General features: G+C 57.9%; 19 protein-coding genes. 5 read left to right on the top strand and 14 right to left on the bottom strand.

Annotation, left to right across the window (positions count from 1 at the left end; all coding sequences use genetic code 11):
* Nucleotides 1-19: 19 nt before the first annotated feature.
* The gene (gene cysS / locus KO536_RS13205; RefSeq protein WP_219262078.1) at nt 20-1,402 is read right to left on the bottom strand and encodes a cysteine--tRNA ligase; all 1,383 of its coding nucleotides are present in this window, start codon (nt 1,400-1,402) and stop codon (nt 20-22) included.
* 22 nt (nt 1,403-1,424) lie between these two features.
* Entirely contained in the window at nt 1,425-3,122 is a 1,698-nt protein-coding gene (locus KO536_RS13200; protein WP_133077958.1) for a glutamine--tRNA ligase/YqeY domain fusion protein, read from the bottom strand.
* A gap of 277 nt (nt 3,123-3,399) precedes the next feature.
* On the opposite strand from KO536_RS13200, the gene KO536_RS13195 reads away from it, so the two are divergent.
* Together KO536_RS13195 and lpxH are read left to right on the top strand one after the other, a co-directional pair.
* A complete protein-coding gene (locus KO536_RS13195) occupies nt 3,400-3,903 on the top strand; it encodes a peptidylprolyl isomerase (RefSeq protein ID WP_019823171.1) in 504 nt (167 codons plus the stop codon).
* Nucleotides 3,900-4,628: a UDP-2,3-diacylglucosamine diphosphatase gene (gene lpxH, locus KO536_RS13190; RefSeq protein ID WP_133077959.1), complete on the top strand. Its 729-nt coding sequence runs from the start codon at nt 3,900-3,902 to the stop codon at nt 4,626-4,628. Before KO536_RS13195 ends, lpxH begins: the two co-directional genes overlap by 4 nt.
* 55 nt (nt 4,629-4,683) lie before the next feature.
* Here lpxH and KO536_RS13185 read toward each other — a convergent pair whose 3' ends face one another.
* From KO536_RS13185 to KO536_RS13165, 5 genes are all read right to left on the bottom strand, one after another.
* Nucleotides 4,684-6,213 (bottom strand): DHA2 family efflux MFS transporter permease subunit, encoded by a 1,530-nt coding sequence (locus tag KO536_RS13185; RefSeq protein WP_133077960.1) that lies wholly within the window; start codon nt 6,211-6,213, stop codon nt 4,684-4,686.
* Between the two features lie 63 nt (nt 6,214-6,276).
* Nucleotides 6,277-7,482 (bottom strand): efflux RND transporter periplasmic adaptor subunit, encoded by a 1,206-nt coding sequence (locus KO536_RS13180; protein ID WP_219262077.1) that lies wholly within the window; start codon nt 7,480-7,482, stop codon nt 6,277-6,279.
* 9 nt (nt 7,483-7,491) lie between these two features.
* Nucleotides 7,492-8,967, bottom strand: coding sequence for an efflux transporter outer membrane subunit (locus KO536_RS13175; RefSeq protein WP_219262076.1), 1,476 nt, complete (start codon nt 8,965-8,967; stop codon nt 7,492-7,494).
* A complete protein-coding gene (locus KO536_RS13170) occupies nt 8,964-9,437 on the bottom strand; it encodes a MarR family winged helix-turn-helix transcriptional regulator (protein ID WP_133077963.1) in 474 nt (157 codons plus the stop codon). Before KO536_RS13170 ends, KO536_RS13175 begins: the two co-directional genes overlap by 4 nt.
* A gap of 265 nt (nt 9,438-9,702) precedes the next feature.
* Nucleotides 9,703-10,311 (bottom strand): tRNA-(ms[2]io[6]A)-hydroxylase, encoded by a 609-nt coding sequence (locus KO536_RS13165; protein WP_133077964.1) that lies wholly within the window; start codon nt 10,309-10,311, stop codon nt 9,703-9,705.
* A 220-nt stretch (nt 10,312-10,531) separates the two neighbouring features.
* Between KO536_RS13165 and KO536_RS13160 the strand changes: the two genes are divergently transcribed.
* Nucleotides 10,532-11,395: a universal stress protein gene (locus KO536_RS13160; RefSeq protein ID WP_133077965.1), complete on the top strand. Its 864-nt coding sequence runs from the start codon at nt 10,532-10,534 to the stop codon at nt 11,393-11,395.
* A gap of 12 nt (nt 11,396-11,407) precedes the next feature.
* Here KO536_RS13160 and KO536_RS13155 read toward each other — a convergent pair whose 3' ends face one another.
* The gene (locus KO536_RS13155) at nt 11,408-11,878 is read right to left on the bottom strand and encodes a DUF1289 domain-containing protein (RefSeq protein WP_019823181.1); all 471 of its coding nucleotides are present in this window, start codon (nt 11,876-11,878) and stop codon (nt 11,408-11,410) included.
* A 407-nt stretch (nt 11,879-12,285) separates the two neighbouring features.
* Here KO536_RS13155 and acnB point away from each other — a divergent pair, with 407 nt between their 5' ends.
* Nucleotides 12,286-14,886 carry a bifunctional aconitate hydratase 2/2-methylisocitrate dehydratase gene (gene acnB / locus KO536_RS13150; RefSeq protein WP_133077991.1) on the top strand — a complete coding sequence of 867 codons (2,601 nt, stop codon included), beginning with the start codon at nt 12,286-12,288 and terminating at the stop codon, nt 14,884-14,886.
* A gap of 73 nt (nt 14,887-14,959) precedes the next feature.
* Here the strand turns inward: acnB and KO536_RS13145 are convergent, their stop codons facing one another.
* On the bottom strand, nt 14,960-16,030 hold the full coding sequence (locus KO536_RS13145) for an AI-2E family transporter (RefSeq protein WP_133077966.1): 1,071 nt from the start codon (nt 16,028-16,030) through the stop codon (nt 14,960-14,962).
* A 21-nt stretch (nt 16,031-16,051) separates the two neighbouring features.
* A complete protein-coding gene (locus tag KO536_RS13140; protein WP_133077967.1) occupies nt 16,052-16,291 on the bottom strand; it encodes a sulfurtransferase TusA family protein in 240 nt (79 codons plus the stop codon).
* 120 nt (nt 16,292-16,411) lie between these two features.
* Between KO536_RS13140 and KO536_RS13135 the strand changes: the two genes are divergently transcribed.
* Entirely contained in the window at nt 16,412-17,842 is a 1,431-nt protein-coding gene (locus KO536_RS13135; RefSeq protein WP_133077968.1) for a M48 family metalloprotease, read from the top strand.
* 121 nt (nt 17,843-17,963) lie between these two features.
* Here the strand turns inward: KO536_RS13135 and nadA are convergent, their stop codons facing one another.
* The 4 genes from nadA to KO536_RS13115 all read right to left on the bottom strand — a co-directional run bounded on the left by nadA (nt 17,964) and on the right by KO536_RS13115 (nt 22,658).
* Complete coding sequence (nadA, locus tag KO536_RS13130; RefSeq protein ID WP_016782293.1) at nt 17,964-19,022, bottom strand: quinolinate synthase NadA; 1,059 nt, start codon at nt 19,020-19,022, stop codon at nt 17,964-17,966.
* A gap of 223 nt (nt 19,023-19,245) precedes the next feature.
* The gene (locus KO536_RS13125; RefSeq protein WP_133077969.1) at nt 19,246-20,208 is read right to left on the bottom strand and encodes a type II secretion system F family protein; all 963 of its coding nucleotides are present in this window, start codon (nt 20,206-20,208) and stop codon (nt 19,246-19,248) included.
* 27 nt (nt 20,209-20,235) lie between these two features.
* Nucleotides 20,236-21,222: a type II secretion system F family protein gene (locus KO536_RS13120; protein ID WP_133077970.1), complete on the bottom strand. Its 987-nt coding sequence runs from the start codon at nt 21,220-21,222 to the stop codon at nt 20,236-20,238.
* Between the two features lie 2 nt (nt 21,223-21,224).
* Nucleotides 21,225-22,658, bottom strand: coding sequence for a CpaF family protein (locus tag KO536_RS13115; RefSeq protein WP_133077971.1), 1,434 nt, complete (start codon nt 22,656-22,658; stop codon nt 21,225-21,227).

The following is a 22,658-nucleotide window of genomic DNA, read 5'->3' as shown; positions in this document are numbered from 1 at the left end:
TATTCATACAACGAGCAACCTAGTCAGCCAAGCGCCAGGTCGTCCCACCCTTACCGTCTTCCAGCACAACACCCATCGCGGCGAGCTGATCACGAATTCGATCAGACTCTGCCCAGTCCTTGCCGGCACGGGCCGCCAGACGCGCTTCGATCAACGCATCTACCTGAGCCGCATCGATCTTGCCTTCAGCACCCGCCTGCAGAAAGTCATCCGCCTCAAGCTGCAACACACCCAACACATCGGCCAGTTGCTTGAGTCGCGCCGCCAGACCGGCAGCTGCCTGCAGGTCGGTTTCGCGCAAACGGTTGATCTCACGAACCATCTCGAACAGCACCGCACAGGCTTCAGGCGTACCGAAGTCGTCGTTCATGACCTGGGTAAAACGCTCAACAAACGCCTCACCACCGACCGGAGCAACCTTGGGCAGGCCTTTAAGTGCGTTATAGAAGCGATCCAGGGCCGCTTTCGCATCCTTGAGATTGTCTTCGGAGTAGTTGATCGAGCTACGGTAATGGCTTGAGACCAACAGGTAACGCACAACTTCTGGATGATATTTCTCCAGAACGTCGCGAATGGTGAAGAAGTTGTTCAAGGACTTGGACATCTTCTCGCCATTGATGCGAATCATCCCGCAGTGCATCCAGGCATTGGCGTAGGTCTTGCCGGTTGCCGCTTCGCTTTGGGCGATTTCGTTTTCATGGTGCGGAAACTCAAGATCGCTCCCGCCACCATGAATATCGAAGGTCTCACCCAGGCAGCAGGTAGACATCACCGAACATTCGATGTGCCAGCCCGGACGACCAGACCCCCACGGAGACTCCCAGCTCGGCTCTCCTGGCTTGACGCCTTTCCAGAGCACGAAGTCCAGCGGATCATCCTTGGCCTCGTCGACTTCGATGCGAGCGCCAATGCGCAGATCTTCGATCTTTTTGCGCGACAGCTTGCCGTAGCCCATGAACCTGGCAACACGGTAGTACACGTCACCATTGCCCGGAGCATAGGCGTAGCCCTTGTCGATCAAGGTCTGGATCATTGCGTGCATGCCAGGGATATGGTCCGTGGCACGAGGCTCCATATCCGGCTTGAGGATATTGAGCCGCGCTTCGTCTTCATGCATCGCTGCGATCATGCGCTCGGTCAGCGCCTCGAAAGGCTCGCCGTTCTCCCGGGCACGATTGATGATCTTGTCTTCGATGTCCGTGATGTTTCGCACGTAGGTCAGGTTGTAGCCGCTGAAACGCAACCAGCGGGTCACCAGATCGAACGCAATCATGCTGCGGCCATGACCAATGTGGCAGTAGTCGTACACGGTCATGCCGCACACGTACATGCGCACATTGTTACCGTCCAGCGGCTTGAATACTTCTTTGCTCTTGGTGAGCGTGTTGTAGATCGTAAGCACGGCTTTTTCCTTCAAAACTTGATCACTGGCCCCACGAATCACGCAAGGTCACGGTACGGTTGAATACCGGGTGACCGGGTTTCGAGTCCTTGATATCCGCGCAGAAGTAACCTTCGCGCTCGAACTGGAAACGGTCTTCCGGCTGTGCATTACCCAGCGAGGGCTCAGCACGACAACCGGTAAGAACCTGCAGCGAGTCAGGGTTGATGTTTTCCAGGAAACCGGCGCCATCCTCGGCCTTTTCAGGGTTCGGCGAGCGGAAAAGACGGTCATACAAACGCACTTCGCATTCGACGCTGGCAGCAGCCGGCACCCAATGCACAACACCTTTGACCTTGCGACCTTCAGGGTTTTTACCCAGGGTTTCAGGATCGTACGAGCAATGCAGTTCGACGATGTTGCCATCGGCGTCCTTGATCGCTTCGTCAGCACGAATCACATAGCTGCCGCGCAAACGCACCTCGCCCGCAGGCTCAAGACGCTTGTAGCCTTTTGGCGGCTCTTCCATGAAGTCGTCACGGTCGATGTAGATTTCACGGGCGAACGGCAATACCCGCACCCCCATGTCTTCTTTCGGGTGACAAGGCAATTCAAGGTTTTCGACCTTGTCTTGCGGGTAGTTGGTGATGATGACTTTCAGCGGGCGCAGTACGCACATGGCACGGGGTGCGCTGTGGTCCAGATCGTCACGAATGCTGAATTCCAGCATGCCGAAGTCAACCACACCGTCAGAACGGTTGGTGCCGACCATGTCGCAGAAGTTACGGATCGACTTGGGCGTGTAGCCACGGCGACGGAAACCCGACAGCGTGGACATGCGCGGGTCATCCCAGCCATTGACGTGTTTTTCGTCAACCAATTGCTTGAGCTTGCGCTTGCTGGTGATGGTGTAGTTCAGGTTAAGACGGCTGAATTCGTACTGACGCGGGCGCGCAGGCACTGGCAGGCTGTCGAGGAACCACTCATACAACGGGCGATGGCTTTCGAATTCCAGGGTGCATATCGAATGGGTGATCCCTTCGATGGCGTCCGACTGACCGTGCGTGAAGTCATAGTTCGGGTAGATGCACCACTTGTCACCGGTCTGGTGATGGTGGGCATGGCGGATGCGGTACATGATCGGGTCGCGCAGGTTCATGTTCGGCGAGGCCATGTCGATCTTGGCCCGCAGTACGCACTTGCCGTCCTCGAATTCACCGGCCGTCATGCGGGCGAACAGATCAAGGTTCTCTTCGACACTGCGGTCGCGGAACGGGCTGTTCTTGCCAGGCTCAGTCAGGCTGCCGCGGTATTCCTTGGCCTGCTCGGGTGTCAGATCGCAAACGTAGGCCTTACCCTCTTTGATCAGGTAAATCGCCCACTCGTGCAACTGGTCGAAATACTGGGAGGCATAACGCACTTCGCCAGACCACTCAAAGCCCAGCCATTTGACGTCGCTTTCAATGGCGTCGATGTATTCCTGGTCTTCCTTGGCCGGGTTGGTGTCGTCAAAACGCAAATGCGTAACGCCACCGAACTCCTGAGCCAACCCAAAGTTCACACAAATGGATTTGGCGTGACCGATGTGCAGATAGCCATTTGGCTCTGGCGGGAAGCGGGTCACGATCTGTGTGCATTTACCCGAGTCAAGGTCCGCCTGAACGATTGGACGCAGGAAATTGGCCGGGACAGCAGGGCCAGCCTTTGGATTCAGAGTGGGGTCGACAGTGGGCTTGCTCATAGGATCCTTGAACGTAACAGGGTGCGCGGCCTGGGTCGGCCGACTAAATCAAAGCGCCTATCATAGCCGATGCCGCCAAGTCACTGACAGAGCAGGTGCTCAATCAAAGCGATTGAAATGCCGGCTTTTAGTCCCCATATGGGAAAAACACCATCGAAATGCCGTGCGGGCACGCTAAACTCCGCCCGCGGCTGTATCTACCCAGCCAGCCTGGGGGATTGAGGTGCGTGTCACCGCGCCCAGGCCCGACGAATTCTCTGATAGAGCGATAACGACCATGACCAAAGTAAAACTGAGCACCAACCACGGCGACATCGTGATCGAACTGAACGCTGAAAAAGCACCGATCACCGTTGCCAACTTCATCGAATACGTTAAAGCCGGCCACTACGAAAACACCGTTTTCCACCGTGTAATCGGCAACTTCATGGTCCAGGGCGGCGGTTTCGAGCCAGGCATGAAAGAAAAGAAAGACAAGCGCCCAAGCATCCAGAACGAAGCTGACAACGGCCTGCCAAACGAGAAGTACACCGTGGCCATGGCTCGCACCATGGAGCCGCATTCGGCTTCCGCCCAGTTCTTCATCAACGTGGCTGACAACAGCTTCCTGAACCACAGCGGCAAAACCGCTCAAGGTTGGGGCTATGCCGTATTCGGTAAAGTCGTTGAAGGCCAGGATGTTGTAGACAAGATCAAAGGTGTTGCCACGACTTCCAAAGCCGGTCACCAGGACGTGCCTAAAGAAGACGTGATCGTCGAGAAAGCAGAGATCATTGAGTGATACTGCTGATTTCAGATTTGCATCTGGAAGAGGAGCGCCCGGACATAACCCGGGCGTTTCTGGATTTCCTGACCGGGCGTGCCCGCTCGGCTCAGGCGCTCTACATCTTGGGTGATTTTTTCGAAGCCTGGATTGGCGACGATGCGATGACGCCCTACCAGCGCTCGATCTGTGAAGCGCTACGAACACTGAGCGATACCGGCACCAAGATTTTTCTGATGCACGGCAACCGCGATTTCTTGCTTGGCCAGGCCTTTTGTAAAGCGGCTGGCTGCACCCTGATCAAAGACCCCAGTGTTGCGGACTTTTATGGCGAGCCGGTTTTGTTGATGCACGGCGACAGCCTGTGCACTCGCGACGAAGCCTACATGCGCCTGCGACGCTACCTGCGCAACCCCATCACTTTGTGGATTCTGCGCCACCTGCCCTTGGGCACGCGGCATAAATTGGCGCGCAAACTGCGCAGTGAAAGCCGTGTCCAGACCCGTATGAAAGCCAATGACATCGTCGACGTGACTCCCGAGGAAGTGCCCCGGATCATGGCTGACTTTGGCGTACACACCTTGATTCACGGCCATACCCACCGTCCCGCGATCCACAAACTGCTGGTTGCAGATCACGCCGCCAAACGCATTGTGCTCGGCGACTGGGACCGTCAAGGCTGGGTACTGCAAGTGGATGAGCACGGCATGCAACTGATGCCGTTTGATTTCACGCCAGCCTAGATTCAAGAGCCCCTCACCCTGGCCCTCTCCCGGAGGGAGAGGGTAAAAGCCCACATCAATGCCCGCTGGTCGCCGGCCCCGCTTTGGCGGCAAACGGTGGCTTGGCCAGCCATACCAACAAAATCAACCCCATAAACAGCCAGCCCATCATGGTGAAGTAGTCCACGGTGGAAAACATATACGCCTGACTGGTCAGAATCTTATCCATCTGAGCGTAGGCAGGCGTACTGGCACCCCCCAGGCTTTCCAAGGTATGGCGTGTCACCGGGTCATAGGCGCTGATGCTTTCACTCATGTAGGCATGATGCTGATCCGCCCTGCGAATCCAGATCCATGTGGTCAAGGAGGCCGCAAAACTCCCCCCCAGGGTCCGCAAGAACGTTGCGAGCCCAGCGCCATCGGCGATCTGATGCGGCGGTAAATCCGACATCAAAATGGTCAGCGTCGGCATAAAGAACAAGGCCACGCCAATCCCCATAAACAGCTGCACCATCGCGATATGCTGGAAATCCACCTCATTGGTGAAGTCTGCACGCATAAAGCAACTCAGGCCGATAGCCAGAAACGCCAGGCCAGCCAGCAAGCGCAAATCGAATTTATGCGCGTACTTGCCCACAAACGGCGACATCAACACCGGCAAGATCCCGATCGGTGCCACAGCCAAACCCGCCCAGGTCGCGGTGTAGCCCATCTGCGTCTGCAGCCATTGCGGCAAAATCAAATTGATGCCGAAGAACCCGGCATACCCCAACACCAGCACAATGGTGCCGATGCGAAAGTTACGGTGGGCAAACAGGCGCAAGTTGACGATCGGATGCTTGTCGGTCATTTCCCAAATGATGAAAGCCGCCAGTGCTACTACCGACAATGCGCTGCCCAAAAGGATGAAGTTGGACTCGAACCAGTCCAGATCATTGCCCTTGTCGAGTACGATCTGCAGCGCGCCTACACCAATGATCAGGGTAATCAACCCCACATAGTCCATCGGCTGACGGGTGATCACCACGGGGCGGGACTTCAGTTGCTGGCGAACCACCATCACCGCGAAGATACCGATCGGGATATTGATGAAGAAGATCCAGGGCCAGCTGTAACTGTCTGTGATCCAGCCACCCAGAATGGGACCCGCAATGGGCGCAACCACCGTGACCATCGCCAGCAATGCCAATGCCATCCCCCGTTTCGCAGGTGGGTACACCGCAATCAACAGGGTTTGCGTCATGGGATACAGCGGCCCGGCCACCAACCCTTGCAGCACCCGAAACCCGACCAGTTCAGGCATCGAGGTCGAAATACCGCACAAGAACGAGGCCAGCACGAACAGGATTGTGGCCCACAAAAACAGCTTCACTTCGCCAAAACGGCGACTCAGCCAGCCTGTCAGGGGCAAGGCAATCGCGTTACTGACCGCAAATGAAGTAATCACCCACGTGCCCTGCTCAGAACTCACCCCAAGGTTGCCGGAGATGGTGGGCAAGGCGACGTTGGCGATGGTCGTATCGAGCACCTGCATAAAGGTTGCAAGCGACAGACCAATAGTGGCCATTACCAAGCTGGGAGGGGTAAAAGACGCGTTTGTACTCATCGCAAATCCTTTAAAGCCGGGGATGCAGCCTCGCCGGTGCGGCGAGGCTCATGGATTGGCGAATCAGCGTTGGGCGGCCATATCGCCTGTTGCAGCGCTGTTGCTGTCAATCAAACGCGTGATCAGGGCTTCGGCCTCGGCCAATTGCTGCGCATAGACATGGGTGGTGAACGAGGCTTTTTGCGGCGGTTGCTGGGCCAGCACCGGGCCGCTCTGGTCACGCAGGTTCACATCAACCGTTGTCGACAAACCAACACGCAGCGGATGTGCAGCCAGCTCACCGGCATTGATGTGGATACGCACCGGCACACGCTGCACGATCTTGATCCAGTTACCCGTGGCATTTTGCGCAGGCAGCAGGGCAAATGCGCTGCCCGTCCCGGCACCGATGCTGTCGATGGTGCCGCTGTATTTCACGCTGCTGCCATAGATATCCGATTCAATGTCCACCGGCTGACCGATGCGCATCTTGTGCAGCTGGGTTTCCTTGAAGTTGGCATCAATCCACAGCTGATTCAGCGGAATGACCGCCATCAACGCGGTGCCCGGCTGAACCCGCTGACCCAACTGAACAGTGCGCTTGGCCACATACCCGGTGACCGGAGCAATCAGGGTGGAACGGGCGTTTGCCAGGTAAGCCTGACGCAACTGAGCTGCAGCAGCTTTCACATCCGGGTGGTTGGCCACCGAGGTGTTATCGACCAGCGCACGGGTGGTATCGAGTTTTTGTTCGGCATTGCGCAGGGCGCTTTGCGCTGAAGACAGGTCATCCCGGGCATGGGACAGCTCTTCTTGGGAAATTGCCCCGCCAGCCGCCAGACTTTTCCGGCGGTTGTAGTTGTCCTGGTTCTTTTGCACTTCGACCTTCTGCGCAGCCACCTGGGCCTTCATGCCCTTCACGTCACTGAACAGACCACGAACCTGGCGCACGGTACGCGCCAGGTTGGCCTCGGCGCTTTGCAGGCCCACCTGCGCATCGCTCGGATCGAAATTAAGCAGCACCTGGCCCTCATGAACCAGATCGCCATCATCCGCACCAATACTCACCACCGTACCGGTGACAAGAGGCGTGATTTCAACCACGTTGCCATTTACATAGGCATCGTCGGTGCTTTCATTCCAGCGACCATAAAATTCTTCCCAGCCCCAGACACCCAGGCCTGCCAGGATGACCAGAATCGCCAGGCCACTGAGCAAGAGCTTGCGCTTGCGCTGATTACCCGCGTCCTGGGTGTTTTGCGTTTCATTCGGTGTTTGCACAGTAGCCATGACGAGTACCTAAATAATTCTGCCAACAAGGACTTGAGAGGGAACGGCCTCGGCCGTATTGCCGGGCTCAAATCCACCGCCCAGGGCTTGCATCAGTTGTATCGAAAGGTCGATCTGCTCGGCATTCAGGTCCGCCAGCTGACGCTGGGCCAGAAGCAGTTGCTGCTCAATGCTGAGCACGTCCAGGTAGTTACCGACACCGGAGCCATAGCGCTGCAACACGGTATTGAACGAATCCTGAGCGATATCGGTTGCCCGCTGCTGGGCGTTGATTTGCTGCCCCACGGCACTCAGTTGAGCCAGGGTGTTACTGACATCGCCCAAGGCGCCCACGAGTATCTTGTTGTACTGCGCGACAGCCAGATCGTAATTGGCATCCTCGGCATCCAGCCCGGCGCGCAAACGCCCGCCATCAAAGATCGGCAGCGAAATGGCCGGGGCAATATTGAGAAAGCGACTGGCAGACCCGAACAACGCATCCCCCAACAGCGACTGAGTGCCTGCCGCCGCACTCAAGTTGAGATTGGGATAAAAGCGCGTCTTGGCCACCGCAATATTTTTGCTTGCCGCCTCTACTCGCCAGCGCGCCGCCACCAGATCCGGGCGACGACCCAACAGCTCAGCCGGCAGGGTGCTCGGCAACGCCACGGCGCTCGGCGCCAGAATCTTCGGACGAGCAATATCAACTCCGCGATCCGGCCCCTTGCCCAGCAATACCGCAAGCGCGATGCGTGCACTTTTGAGTTGTTTTTCAGCGCTGATCAACTGCTCCTGAGAACTGGCCTCAAGGCTTTCGGTTTGCTGAAACTGGTAGTGGCTGTCGATGCCGGCTTGCAGACGACGCTTGCTCAGGTCGAGCAATTTGCCAGTACGCTCCAGGTCATCCTTGGCCAGATCACGGACGACAAAGGCATGCCCGAGGCTGCTGTAACCCCGCGCCACATCAGCGGCCAGAGTCAGGCTTGCGGCCTGGCTGTCGACTTCGGCCGCGCGGGCTTCGCCCAACGCTGCCTCCCAGGCATCACGCTGGCCGCCCCACAGATCGAACGTGTAATTAAACGTCAGACTGGCATCGCGCAAGGTGTCGTATCGACCACCCTGCCCGGTCGGATCTTGAGAACGCGACAAGCGCGAACGAGAGACATCGGCTTCGGCATCCAGGGTCGGCATCCGTGCGGCATTGGCCGCACCGGCCGCAGCAGTCGCCTGATGCGCACGAGCACTGGCTATTTGCATGTCCGGGCTGTCGCGCAAGGCTTCTTGAATCAGGCCGTCCAGCTGCCCGTCCCCCAAACGCTTCCACCAGTCTTTTTCTGGCCAGGCTGCGGGTGTAACCGTAATGCCGTTGAGCGACTGGGCGGCCTTGAGGTTTTTCGCCTCCTGGCTCACGCCCACGGTGTTCAGACCGCTATAGCTGGCGCAACCCGCCAGTACCATCGACGTAAAAACCAGGCTCAGGCCTGTACGCAGCGTTATATGGCTCATTTTTCACCTAAACGCATGACAGTGATCGGATCACCCGCTGCCAGCAGTATTTTCTTGAGGATCTGTTCCAGGCTTTGCAACTCTTGCGGGCTAATGGCGCTTGCCAGCTGATTCATCGCGTCAGCGCCAATCTGCGGCAATTGGCTGGCCAGCGCCTGCCCGTCGTCGGTCAACACCAGCCGCACCTGCCGCCGATCGGCTTCGGAACGCTGGCGCATCAACAGATTTTTTTGCTCGAGACGGTCAAGCATGCGGGTCATCGAGCCACTGTCCAGAGACAGGTGGCGGCAGAGTTCGGCCGGGGTATCGACGTCGTACTGGGCCATGATGATCAGAACCTTGAACTGCGCCGCCGTGATGCCGTAAGGCTCCATATGGCGGTCGATGATCCGGTCCTTGAGCATGGCCGTGCGCCCCAGGAGCATGCCCAGGGTGCAATTTTGGAAGTTATCGGGATGGAAATGCTTCATCAGGGCACCAGGAAGCTGCCTAGGCAGTAATGTTTCTAAATATTACTGTCTAGGCAGCTAATGTCAAGCCGATAATTAGGCAGCTATCTATCTGGCTGTAAGCACTCATCTTTTCTGTAGTCGCTGCCGAGGAACGAGGCTGCGATCGGCGGCGCAGCCGTCGAAAAACCTGAAATCGCGGTCTTTCTGTTAAATCGCGGATTCAGGCTTTTCGATTTCTTCGCAATCGATCGCAGCCGTCGTTCCTCGGCAGCGACTACAGGACTCATGCTTGGGTTGGCACACCACTGTGGAAGCGGAATTCAACATCCGGGGACTCGATCAACTCCTGCTCCGCCGCCCTCACCCGCTCGATGACCTGGGCAATATCCTTGGCGTCGCCATACTGATAGGCCAGTTTCAGATAGCCCTGAAAATGCCGGGCCTCGCTCTTGAGCAAACCAAAATAGAACTTGCCGAGTTCTTCGTCCAAATGAGGCACCAATGCTTCGAAACGCTCGCAACTGCGGGCTTCGATAAACGCGCCCACGACCAGCGTATCCACCAGCTTGACCGGTTCATGGTTGCGCACCACTTTGCGCAACCCCGAGGCATAGCGCCCGGCCGACAGCTGACGCAGTTCGATCTTGCGCCTTTTCATCAGGCGCATGACTTGCTCGTGATGCACCAGCTCTTCACGGGCCAGACGCGACATCATGTTGATCAGGTCAACATGGGAGTGGTACTTGGCAATCAGGCTAAGGGCCGTGCTGGCAGCCTTGAACTCACAGTTTTTGTGATCGATCAGCAAGGTTTCCTGATCGGCCAATGCCGCTGCGATCCAGCCGTCAGGCGTGCGGCAGCCCAGGAACTCATGAATTTCAGGAAGAATCACGCGCACGCTCCCGACCAATGGGGATTGCACAGCTGACGGGCAGTGTTTTGAAAAATCGCTGACATGAGGCTCACAAAGACTGGATTGAGGCGAGCCGGGGATTATACGGGCCACGGAGCGCAGCACCAACGGCACAACTTGATATGCATCAACACAGGTACAACGACTGAACAACTATAGTGATTACACGCCGCTTTTATTACTTGTGGAGTTACCGGTCATGCACAGCATCAACAGCCTGTTGGTCGTCATCGAGCCCCATCTGATGGAAAGTCTCGCCCTCAAGCGCGCCAAACACATCGCCAGCCACACAAAAGCGCATTTGCACCTGTTGATCTGCGATAAAAAGCATGACCACTCAGCCCTGCTGAGCGTGCTTGAAAGCAGCCTGAAAAGTGAGGCCTACAGCGTCACCAGCGAGCAGGCCTGGCATGAAAGCCAGCACGCCACCATCATCAAGGTGCAGCAAGCCCACAACTGCGGGCTGGTGATCAAGCAACACGTACCCGACAACCCGCTGAAAAAAGTGCTGCTGACCCCCGAAGACTGGAAACTGCTGCGCTATTGCCCAAGCCCGGTATTGTTGGCCAAGACCGCTGAATCCTGGGAACACGGGGTCATATTGGCCGCCGTCGACGTGGGCAACAACGACCCTGAGCACATGGCCCTGCACTCAAGCATCGTTGACCACGGTTTTCGGATCGCCAGCATGGCCCATGCACAATTTCATGTCGTCAGCGCGCACCCCGCCCCTATGCTCGCCGCTGTCGACGCAGCCTACCCATTGGACACGCAACTGCAAGAAACCTACCGGGCAGAGTGCCGGGTGTTTCAGCAACAGTGTGAAATTGACGACAGCCGCCTGCATATCGAGGAAGGCCCGGCAGACGTGATCATCCCACGGGTCGCCAAGGCCCTGGGTGCAGTGGTAACGGTCATGGGCACAGTGGCGCGCACCGGGTTCTCGGGGGCATTGATCGGCAATACGGCCGAGGTGGTGATCGACAAGCTGGAAAGCGACATTCTGGTGCTCAAGCCCGAGGACATGATCGAGCACCTGGAAGAACTGGCGAATAAAGGCTGATCGGCTGGCGACCTATTCGCCAAACGCCTCTTTCAGAAACCCGGGAGCTATATAGCGCTGATAATGCGCTTCGGACAGGAGGAAAAATTCCCGATCAATGGCGTCACGCAACTCGGGCAGCGCCCAGCCACGAAACTCCGGCAGCAGCACCATGCCATAGAGCTCCAGCTGATTGATCACCCGCGCACCGCGGGCAATCAGCTGGTAGGCCCAGCAGTATTCGGACTGGTTGGGTACAAAGCGGATCTTGCGTGCCACCAGTTGGTCACGCAGCGTAGCCCGGTCGAATACCTCGACCTTGCCGGCCATCACCTGCACCAAAAGCTGCTCAAGACGACGCCACACAGCACGTTTTTCTTCCTCGTTGTAACCGTTCCAATTGATCACTTCATGGTGAAAACGCTTGCAACCACGGCACACGAGGTCGCCGTAGACCGTTGAGCAAAGGCCTATGCAGGGGGTCTTGATGGTTTGATTGGACATGGCGAAATAGAGCACTGCAGAACGAAACAGGTGGCCATGTTAGCCCTTTGTCTAACGCAGATCACCCCTCAACCTTCAGGGGCTAACTTACCTTTAACAAGTTTTTACCGTAGAATCGGTCTGCCTTTTAAGGCGCCAATGTCCGTTAGAAGCTGTTTTCAAAGCGTCACGAGCACAGTTGATCCCGAAGAACGGTGTTGGTGAAGGGTATTTGCACTGCAGATACCCGCACCAACATTCATCATCTCCCCCCGTTCGGAAGGCGTAAAACTTTGAAAACAGCTTCTGTTGGGAATCCTTGCAACTCTGGCTAAGCGGCTCAAAAAGCCCCCATGCGCATGAGTGCTCGGCATTCCTGGATGAGCGTCCCGGACACCCATTTGGGACCAATGATGAGGGTAATAACTGTGCTTGAAGCCTACCGCAAACATATCGAAGAGCGCGCAGCACTGGGTATCGTTCCCCAGCCGCTAAACGCCGAACAAACCGCATCTCTGGTTGAGCTGCTGAAAAACCCGCCAGCTGGCGAAGAAGAATTTCTCGTTGACCTGATCACCAACCGCATTCCGCCGGGTGTTGATGAAGCGGCCTATGTAAAAGCAGGCTTCCTGTCCGCCATCGCCAAAGGTGAAGCGACTTCCCCACTGATCAGCAAGAAGCGCGCTGTAGAACTGCTTGGCACCATGCAAGGCGGCTACAACATCGTGACGCTGGTCGAGATGCTGGATGACGCAGAGCTGGCACCGGTTGCCGCCGAGCAACTCAAGCACACCCTGCTGATGTTTGACGCCTTCCACGACGTCGCTGAAAAAGCCAAAAACGGCAATGTCCACGCTAAAGCCGTGGTGCAATCCTGGGCTGACGGCGAGTGGTTCAAGAACCGCCCTGTACTGGCTGACAAAATCAGCCTGCGCGTGTTCAAGGTCACTGGCGAAACCAACACCGACGACCTGTCGCCTGCACCGGACGCCTGGTCGCGCCCTGACATCCCGCTGCACGCCCTGGCCATGCTGAAAATGGCTCGCGACGGCATCGTGCCGGACGTTCAAGGCTCCATCGGTCCGATGAAGCAAATCGAAGAAATGCGCAACGCAGGCTTCCCTATTGCCTACGTCGGCGACGTGGTCGGTACCGGTTCGTCGCGTAAATCGGCCACCAACTCCGTACTGTGGTTCTTCGGCGACGACGTTCCTTACGTACCGAACAAGCGAGCCGGTGGTTTCTGCTTCGGCAGCAAAATCGCTCCGATCTTCTACAACACCATGGAAGATGCTGGCGCACTGCCAATCGAGTTCGATGTTTCCAACATCAACATGGGCGACGTGATCGACCTGTACCCGCACGCTGGCAAAGTCTGCAAGCACGGTACCGACGAAGTCATCACTACCTTCGAAATGAAGACCCCGGTTCTGTTGGACGAAGTTCGCGCTGGCGGCCGTATCCCCCTGATCATTGGCCGCGGCCTGACCGAGAAGGCTCGCGCTGAACTGGGCCTGGCTCCATCCGACCTGTTCAAAAAGCCTGAAGCACCTATTGAAAGCACCAAGGGTTTCACCCTGGCGCAGAAAATGGTCGGCAAGGCTTGCGGCGTGACCGGCGTTCGTCCGGGCACTTACTGCGAACCGAAGATGACCACCGTAGGTTCTCAGGACACCACCGGTCCAATGACCCGTGACGAACTGAAAGACCTGGCGTGCCTGGGCTTCTCCGCTGATCTGGTAATGCAGTCGTTCTGCCATACCGCGGCCTATCCAAAGCCGATCGACGTCACCACCCACCACACCCTGCCTGATTTCATCATGACCCGCGGCGGTGTTTCCCTGCGTCCGGGCGACGGCATTATCCACAGCTGGCTGAACCGCATGCTGCTGCCGGATACCGTCGGCACAGGTGGTGACTCCCACACCCGCTTCCCGATGGGCATCTCGTTCCCGGCCGGTTCCGGCCTGGTAGCGTTCGCCGCAGCCACTGGCGTAATGCCACTGGACATGCCAGAGTCGGTTCTGGTTCGCTTCAAAGGCGAAATGCAACCGGGCATCACCTTGCGTGACCTGGTACACGCCATCCCTTACGTCGCCATCCAGAAAGGCCTGCTGACGGTAGAGAAGAAAGGCAAGATCAACGAATTCTCGGGTCGCATCCTGGAAATCGAAGGTCTGGACAACCTGAGCATCGAGCAGGCATTCGAACTGTCCGACGCCTCGGCAGAGCGTTCGGCTGCTGGCTGCACCATCAAGCTGTCCAAAGAGTCCATCACCGAATACCTGAACTCCAACATCACCCTGCTGCGCTGGATGATCGGTGAAGGTTACGGCGACGCTCGTACCCTTGAGCGTCGTGCTCAAGCGATGGAAGCCTGGGTAGCCAACCCTGAGCTGATGGAAGCCGATGCTGACGCCGAATACGCGCACATCATCGAAATCGATCTGGCTGACATCAAAGAGCCTGTGCTCTGCGCGCCAAATGACCCGGATGACGCCCGCCTGCTGTCCACCGTTGCCGGTGAGAAGATCGACGAAGTGTTCATCGGTTCGTGCATGACCAACATCGGCCACTTCCGCGCTGCGGGCAAGTTGCTGGACAAGGTCAAAGGTCAGCTGCCAACTCGTCTGTGGCTGTCGCCGCCGACCAAGATGGACGCTCACCAGCTGACCGAAGAAGGCTACTACGGCATCTACGGCAAAGCTGGCGCACGCATGGAAATGCCGGGCTGCTCCCTGTGCATGGGTAACCAGGCACGTGTAGAGCCGAACTCGACTGTTGTGTCGACTTCGACCCGTAACTTCCCGAACCGTCTGGGTGACGGCGCGAACGTTTACCTGGCTTCGGCCGAGTTGGCGTCGGTTGCCTCGATCCTGGGTCGCCTGCCTTCCGTTGAGGAATACATGGCCTACGCGGCAGAGATCAACACCATGGCAGCGGACGTATACCGCTACCTGAGCTTTGATCAGATCGCCGAATTCCGTGAAGCGGCTGCAAATGCCAACATTCCGGTTATTCAAGCGTAAGCTGATGCAGTAACGAAAAAGCCCCGACTCTCACTGCAGAGCCGGGGCTTTTTCATGTCCGCGATTCAGGTGTTTATAGCAGTGGAGCCACAACTTGCTGCTCCCGTGGCCAGGCATCCAGCACCGCCTTGAACAGCGTCGCCAGCGGGATTGCAAAAAACACCCCCCAGAAACCCCACAACCCGCCAAACAACAGCACCGCACAAATGATTGCCACCGGGTGCAGGCTCACAGCCTCGGAGAACAGCAGCGGTACCAGCACGTTGCCGTCCAGGGTCTGGATGATCCCGTAGACAGCCATCAGATAGATAAACTGATCACTCCAGCCCCACTGGAACAACGCGATCAACAGCACCGGCACCGTCACCACCACGGCCCCCACATAGGGCACCACCACCGAAATCCCCACCAGCAACGCCAGCAAGGCCGAATAATTAAGGCCCATGGTGACAAATGCGATGTAAGTCACGCCACCGCAAATAATGATCTCGATGACCTTGCCGCGAATGTAGTTCGCGATCTGGCGGTTCATTTCTTGCGCCACACGGGTAATCAACGCCCGCTCGCGAGGCAGATAACCACGCACCCAACGGCCGATCAGCGCCCGGTCCTTGAGGAAGAAAAACACCAGGATCGGCACCAGCACCAGATAAATCATGATGTTGACCAACAGCGGCAGACTGGACAGTGAAAAGGTCAGCGCCAGTTGCCCGAACTTGCCGATTTCACCCCGGGCAACTTCGATGGCTTGCAGCACCTGCTCATCCGAAACCAGATGCGGATAGCGCTCGGGCAACAGCAACAACAGCGATTGCCATTTTGCGAGCATGCCCGGCAGCTCATTGAACAGCGTGATCAGTTGATGCCAAAGCAAAGGCACCACCACCACAAGAAACACCAGCAACAACCCCATGAACAATGCAAACACCAGCCCGACCGCTGCGGCGGCGGGCACTCTCAGACGCTCCAGAGCAACCACCAGGCCCTGCATCAGATACGCCAGCACCATGCCCGCCAACACGGGCGCCAACATGCCGCCCAATGTCAGCACAGCGGTAAATGCCAGCACCAGCAAGACCGCCAGTACAACCGCTTCCTCATCAGAGAAATAGCGCTGAACCCAACCACGTAGAACCTTGAACATCAATATTCCTTAGACCGGGACTCAGGCCTTGCGTAGCCAGTAGCGATAGGTACCCGCATTTTCTTCTTCACGCAGCAGTTCATGCCCTGCCAAGCGCGCGAAGGTACGAAAGTCACGCTGTGAACCCCCATCCGTGGCGATGACCTTAAGGACCTGACCACTGCTCATTTTGTTCAACGCCATCTTGGCCTTGAGCAATGGCAACGGACAATCAAGGCCCGCTGCGTCCAGTTCGGCATCATGGGCCAACGCATCAGTCATTACGTACTTCTCCAGATAGGGCATTTTTTATGCCCGCTAGAATACCCCAAGCAGAGCCGCCACTGGTCGCCAGCCGAGTGTCCAGCTACAGTAAGCGCTTTACCGACCAGAGCTCTGTGCATGACTTTTCTGCGCCCTACCCTGTTGACGCTCGCTTGCCTGCTCGCCTCGCCGAGCTTCGCCGACGATTTACCGTCTCTGGGTGACGCCAGTTCATCGATCGTCTCGCCACAACAAGAGTACCAACTGGGCCGTGCCTGGTTGAGCATGCTGCGCGGACAGGTGTCGCAGCTCAATGATCCGCAACTCAAGGATTACGTCGAAACCAGCGTCTACAAACTGGTTGAAACCAGCCAGGTACAGGATCGCCGGCTGGAATTCATTCTGATCAACAGCCCGCAGCTCAACGCCTTCGCCGCTCCCGGCGGGATCATCGGGGTCAACGGCGGCCTGTTCCTCAACGCCCAGACCGAAGGTGAGTACGCCTCGGTAATGGCCCACGAACTTGCTCACTTGTCACAGCGTCACTTCGCTCGCGGCGTAGAGGCCCAGCAGCGCATGCAGTTGCCGATGATGGCTGCGCTGCTCGCCGGGATCATCGTTGCGGCCTCGGGCGCGGGCGACGCGGGCATTGCCGCCATCGCCGGGACACAGGCTGCGGCCATGCAGGAACAGCGGCGCTTCTCGCGACAGAATGAGCAGGAGGCTGACCGGATCGGCATTCTCAACCTGGAGAAAGCAGGCTACGACCCGCGCTCAATGCCTACCATGTTCGAACGCCTGATGCGCCAATACCGCTTTGACGGCAGGCCACCCGAGTTTTTGCTGACTCACCCGGTCACCGAGTCGCGTATCGCCGACACCCGCAACCGCGCCGAACAGGCCAGAGTGGGCGGCACCGAAGACAGCTTGCGCTATCAACTGATCCGCGCCCGGGTGCAACTCAACTACGAAGAAACCCCGGGTCTGGCGGCCAAACGCTTTCGCCAGCAACTGGATGAGAACCCGAAAAACGACGTAGCCCGCTATGGCCTGGCCATTGCCTACATCAAGGGCAGCCAGTTCAACGAAGCCCGCGATACGCTCAAACCGCTACTGGAAAAGTCGCCGAACGACATCACCTACAACCTGGCGCAAATCGAGCTGGACATGGACAGCAATCGCCTGGCCGAAGCCCAGCAGCGAATCGACAGAATGCGCACCCTGTATCCGGGCAACTACCCGCTCAATCAGGCGCGTGTTGATCTGTTGCTCAAGCAAAATAACCCCAAGGAAGCCGACAAAGCCCTTGAAGCCTTGCTCAAAAGCCGCCCCGATGACCCGGATGTCTGGTACTCGGTTGCAGAAACTCGAGGCTTGTCAGGCAACATCATCGGGCTGCATCAGGCCCGTGCGGAATACTTTGCGCTGGTGGGGGATTTCCGACAGGCCATCCAGCAACTGGACTTTGCCCAGAAGCTCACCAACAACTTCCAGCTGTCGGCCCGCCTGGATGCCCGCAAGCGGGAACTGATGGATCAGGAGCGGGCGCTCAAAGATATGATGAACTGACAAAAGCCTCACTGACTCTGTGGGAGCGGGCTTGCTCGCGATAGCCTCGACGCGGCAAGCCCGCATCACGAGCAAGTGAAATCGCCGCACCGCCACTCCCACAGATAGTAGGGCTAGCTACTCAGGCATTCCCCGCCAGTTTCAAACGCGCAGCCTGGGTGAAGTCCAGCATGCGCTTGAGCGGGCGAATGGCATGGGGCACCAGTGCCGGGTCGACAAAAATCTCGTTGGTACCCTGCTGCAAACACTCCAGGGTGCGTTCCAGGGTATTCATGGCCATCCACGGACAATGTGCGCAACTGCGGCACGCCGCACCGTTACCCGCAGTGGGTGCCTCGATAAAGACCTTGTCCGGGCACAGCTGCTGCATCTTGTAAAAAATGCCGCGGTCGGTGGCCACGATAAAGGTCTTGTTGGGCAGGTTCTGCGCCGCAGCAATCAGTTGACTGGTGGAGCCCACGGCATCCGCCAGATCGATCACCGACTCCGGCGACTCCGGGTGAACCAGAATTGCCGCGTCCGGATACAACGCCTTCATGTCTTCGAGCTGCTTGGACTTGAACTCTTCGTGAACGATGCACGCACCGTCCCACAGCAGCATGTCGGCACCGGTCTGGCGCTGGATGTAGCGGCCCAGATGCTTGTCCGGCCCCCAGATAATGGTTTCGCCGTTATCCATCAGGCTTTCGACGATTTCCAGCGCGCAGCTTGATGTCACCACCCAGTCAGCCCGGGCCTTGACCGCCGCGGACGTGTTGGCATACACCACCACCGTGCGCTCGGGATGCTTGTCGCAAAAGGCCGAGAACTCTTCAACCGGGCAGCCCAGGTCAAGAGAACACGTGGCCTCCAGCGTTGGCATCAACACGCGTTTTTCAGGGGTCAGGATTTTCGCCGTCTCGCCCATGAAGCGCACACCTGCCACCAGAATGGTTTTGGCCGGGTGGGCCGCACCAAAGCGGGCCATCTCCAGGGAGTCGGACACACAGCCGCCGGTTTCTTCGGCCAGGGCCTGAATCACCGGATCACAGTAGAAATGCGCCACCAGCACCGCGTCGCGGGCTTTAAGCTCAGCCGCGATCTGCGCACGAAGGCTGAGGGCTTGTGCCTCAGTCAGCGGTTTTGGCTGCTTGGCATCAAGGTGGGCTTGAACCAGAAGTCGTTCAGAAATTTGCGTCATGTTCGCAAGACCTGCAAGCGCGTTGCGCGAAAGTCGAGTGTACCACCAGCTCCGGACCGTCAAGTCCCGCTGGGAGAATGTGTGTATCAGGCACGGACAAGCACTGAAGCGCGATAAGGCTACAGAATATCCTTGGGATTCAAAAGTTTAATGTTGCACGGGCGACGGCGGGCAAGTGATCGAGCGTTTTTTCGGAAAAAGGAGTGCTGCGCGCGCCCCTCCCTTAGATCTTTCCGAAAACCTTGAACACGCTAATGATCGCAGGCCCGATGGCAACCAGAAAAAAGCTGGGCCACAGGCAAAAGATCAGCGGAAAGACCAGTTTTGTACCGACCTTGGCAGCTTTTTCCTCAGCCAGTTGCGTACGCCGATCGCGAAATTCTTCGGCATATATCCGCAAGGTGGTCCCCACACTGGTGCCGAAGCGGATGCTCTGCGCCAGCAAGCTCACCAGCCCGCGAATGTCTTCCAGCCCGGTACGCTCGGCCAGGTGCTTGAGGGCCTCAGTGCTTGGAACACCCGCACGCACTTCGGCGTTGACCAGTGCCAGCTCAAGGGCAAGATCGGGCTGGCTGACGGCCATTTCCTCGGAGACCCGCTCGATTGCCTGGGGCAAGGCGAGCCCCGACTCCACGCACACCACCATAAGGTCCAGCGCATCCGGGAAAGCAATCAGCAGCCGCGACATGCGTGCCTGCTTGCGTGCGCCCACATAGACCGCCGGAACCAGCCACCCCACCCCAAGTGCCAACATCAACAGGCCAACGCCCAGTAGCAGCGACATATTGGTAATAAACGGCAACGCCACAAGCGTAATACCTGTCAGCAGCAAGGGCAGCAGCAGCCGAATCGCCCAGTACACTTGCACCGCCGACGGCGAGCGATAACCGGCATGGGTCAACAGGGTGCGGGTGGCCGATGAGCGCCGGGTCTCACCGGCACTGAAGCGCTGCCCCACCTGCTCAAGCATCATTTGCAGATTGCTCGGTGGCGCCCGATGGTCTGTGCCATGACCCCGCTTGATCAACATCAAGCGGCGCTGCACCGGGCTTTGCAGCCCCCTGACCAGCATCACCAGTGTCGCCACCACCAGCACCACACTCAGCCCGATAAGCCCGGCGAACAACAGCCGGGTCAGTTGCTCGTCACCCACCAGCCGGTTGATCAGTTCCAGTAAATAGTTCATGCCCATGCCCTCCGGGATACCCCGTATTCACACCTGGATCCGGATGATTTTGCGGATCCAGAAAATCCCGATCAGCATGGCCACAAACGCCCCCATGATCAGCTTCTGCCCCAGGGGTTCCTTGAACAGCAAGGGCATGTAGGTCGGGCTCGAAATCAAGATGGCCAGCGCCAGGACAAAGGGCATCGATACCAGTATCCAGCCGGACATCCGCCCTTCGGCCGAGAGTGTCTTGACCTTGCGATGGAAGCGAAAACGCCCGCGAATCAGGCTGCTCAAACGGGTCAGTACTTCGGTCAGGTTGCCACCGGTTTCACGGTGGATCAGTACCGTGGTCACCAGCATCATCACCGTCATGCTGGGCACACGCTCCAGCAGGCCCAGCATGGCCCGACGCACATCATTGCCATAGTTGATATCGGCAAAAGCCAGACCAAACTCGTAAGCCACCGGCCCGTGATGTTCATCAGCAACCAGTTGCAGGGTTTCGTTGAACGGATGGCCGGCACGCAGGGCGCGGCACATGGCATCCAGGGCATCGGGCAAACCCTCCTCGAACTGGGCGAAACGTTTGGTACGGTCGTGGGATATTTTCCATATTGGCAACCAGAAACTGACCAACGCAGCCGGTACCGCCACCCACCACAGCTGCAGAAATGACCACAGCACAAGCCCCACCGCTGTCGCCAGCACCAGCCCCAGCAACAGGACCCGATAAGCCCGATACTCATGACCGGCCTGCTCGATCATCTGGGCCAGGGTTTCCATCATCGGCAACTGCTCCAGGCGAGCCTCGAGGGGCGGCAGGCGACGCAGGTATTTCTGGCGCAGTATCGACTGCATGTTGGGCAAGTTATTGGCCCGCTCCAGCAAGTTAAGACGGCCACGAATGCGCTTGCGCACCTGGTTGGCCTCACCGAACACCGGAATCGTCAGCCCCTGACTGAGCAGGAACATGGCAGAGAACACCATGCCCAGAAACGCCAGGATAAATTCACCAGGAATCTGGTTCATCACTACCCCTCCATCCAGTCCGGCCGGAACAGGCTGAGCGGCAGCTCAATGCCCCGTTTGGCCAGCACATCACGAAATGCCGGCACCATCCCGGTTGAGCGAAACTCGCCCAAAACCTCCCCTTTCTCGCCCATGCCGCTGCGCACAAAGGCGAAGATCTCGGTCATGGTGATGACATCACCTTCCATGCCATTGATTTCCTGCACGCTGACCAGACGTCGCGTACCGTCCTCCTGACGTTCCAGCTGGATGACCACGCCGATGGCCGAAGCGATCTGCTGACGCATGGCCTTGATCGGAAAAGTGGCTCCGCTCATGGACACCATATTCTCGATCCGCCCCAATGCATCGCGGGCAGTATTGGCGTGAATGGTGGTCAACGAACCATCGTGCCCCGTGTTCATCGCCGTCAACATATCCAGGGCCTCGGCGCCACGCACCTCACCAATAACGATCCGGTCCGGGCGCATCCGCAGACTGTTACGCACCAATTCACGCTGGCCCACTTCACCACGGCCCTCGATATTCGATGGACGGGTTTCCAGACGCACCACATGGGGTTGCTGCAGTTGCAACTCGGCAGAGTCTTCGATGGTGACGATCCGCTCGTTGTGCGGGATAAAACTGGACAGCACATTGAGCATGGTGGTCTTGCCGCTACCGGTGCCCCCGGAGATCAATACATTGAGCCGCCCGCGCACGATCGCCTTGAGCATCAGGGCGATCGCTGGCGTCAGGGTGCCCATTTGCACCAGGCTCTGGGTATTGAGCAAATCCACGGCAAAGCGACGGATCGACATGCTCGGCCCGTCGATGGCCAGCGGCGGGATGATCGCGTTGACCCGCGAGCCGTCCTTGAGCCGCGCGTCCACCAGCGGCGAGGACTCATCAATGCGTCGCCCCAAACTGGACACGATACGGTCGATGATATTGAGCAGATGCTGGTCGTCGCGAAAGCGCACATCGGTTCTCTGCAACTTGCCAAAGCGCTCGACATATACCGAGTTGAATCCATTGACCAGAATGTCGGACACGCTGTTGTCACCGAGCAACGGTTCAAGCGGCCCGAGCCCCAGTACCTCATCGGTGATTTGCTTGATAATCAACTGGCGGCTGCTGGCACTGACCGGCGCCGAGTACTCGTCCAGCAGGCGCAGACTGATTTCGCGGATCTGGCGTCCGGCGTCGGCCAGCTCCAGGGTATCGAGCAAGGACAGGTCCATGACCTTGAGCAACTGCTGGTAGATTTTCTCCCGCCACTCGGCTTCCATCGAGCTGAGTTTGGTGCGGGTTTCGTACACCACATCCGGTGCACTGGCCTCCCAGGCCATCAATACACTGGCGCAGTCGGCACCCTCGATGGGTATCACCACAGTATCTACCGGGGCCAGCTTGCCAGCTCGCTGACGCAGGCGGTTACGAAAGTCGCTGAGCAT

Origin of the sequence: Pseudomonas sp. NKUCC02_KPG (assembly GCF_019345465.1) — a bacterium.
In the GTDB taxonomy this organism is placed as follows: domain Bacteria; phylum Pseudomonadota; class Gammaproteobacteria; order Pseudomonadales; family Pseudomonadaceae; genus Aquipseudomonas.
This window is presented reverse-complemented; position numbering and strand designations above follow the sequence as displayed.

Excerpts from the sequence above, each read along its gene's own strand:
- nadA (WP_016782293.1), bottom strand. The coding sequence starts at position 19,022 with ATGACGCAAATTTCTGAACGACTTCTGGTTCAAGCCCACCTTGATGCC.
- KO536_RS13120 (WP_133077970.1), bottom strand. The coding sequence starts at position 21,222 with ATGAACCAGATTCCTGGTGAATTTATCCTGGCGTTTCTGGGCATGGTG.
- KO536_RS13135 (WP_133077968.1), top strand. The coding sequence starts at position 16,412 with ATGACTTTTCTGCGCCCTACCCTGTTGACGCTCGCTTGCCTGCTCGCC.
- KO536_RS13195 (WP_019823171.1), top strand. The coding sequence starts at position 3,400 with ATGACCAAAGTAAAACTGAGCACCAACCACGGCGACATCGTGATCGAA.
- KO536_RS13140 (WP_133077967.1), bottom strand. The coding sequence starts at position 16,291 with ATGACTGATGCGTTGGCCCATGATGCCGAACTGGACGCAGCGGGCCTT.
- KO536_RS13125 (WP_133077969.1), bottom strand. The coding sequence starts at position 20,208 with ATGAACTATTTACTGGAACTGATCAACCGGCTGGTGGGTGACGAGCAA.
- KO536_RS13170 (WP_133077963.1), bottom strand. The coding sequence starts at position 9,437 with ATGAAGCATTTCCATCCCGATAACTTCCAAAATTGCACCCTGGGCATG.
- KO536_RS13175 (WP_219262076.1), bottom strand. The coding sequence starts at position 8,967 with ATGAGCCATATAACGCTGCGTACAGGCCTGAGCCTGGTTTTTACGTCG.
- KO536_RS13185 (WP_133077960.1), bottom strand. The coding sequence starts at position 6,213 with ATGAGTACAAACGCGTCTTTTACCCCTCCCAGCTTGGTAATGGCCACT.
- KO536_RS13180 (WP_219262077.1), bottom strand. The coding sequence starts at position 7,482 with ATGGCTACTGTGCAAACACCGAATGAAACGCAAAACACCCAGGACGCG.
- KO536_RS13115 (WP_133077971.1), bottom strand. The coding sequence starts at position 22,658 with ATGCTCAGCGACTTTCGTAACCGCCTGCGTCAGCGAGCTGGCAAGCTG.
- KO536_RS13155 (WP_019823181.1), bottom strand. The coding sequence starts at position 11,878 with ATGTCCAATCAAACCATCAAGACCCCCTGCATAGGCCTTTGCTCAACG.
- KO536_RS13145 (WP_133077966.1), bottom strand. The coding sequence starts at position 16,030 with ATGTTCAAGGTTCTACGTGGTTGGGTTCAGCGCTATTTCTCTGATGAG.
- KO536_RS13200 (WP_133077958.1), bottom strand. The coding sequence starts at position 3,122 with ATGAGCAAGCCCACTGTCGACCCCACTCTGAATCCAAAGGCTGGCCCT.
- KO536_RS13160 (WP_133077965.1), top strand. The coding sequence starts at position 10,532 with ATGCACAGCATCAACAGCCTGTTGGTCGTCATCGAGCCCCATCTGATG.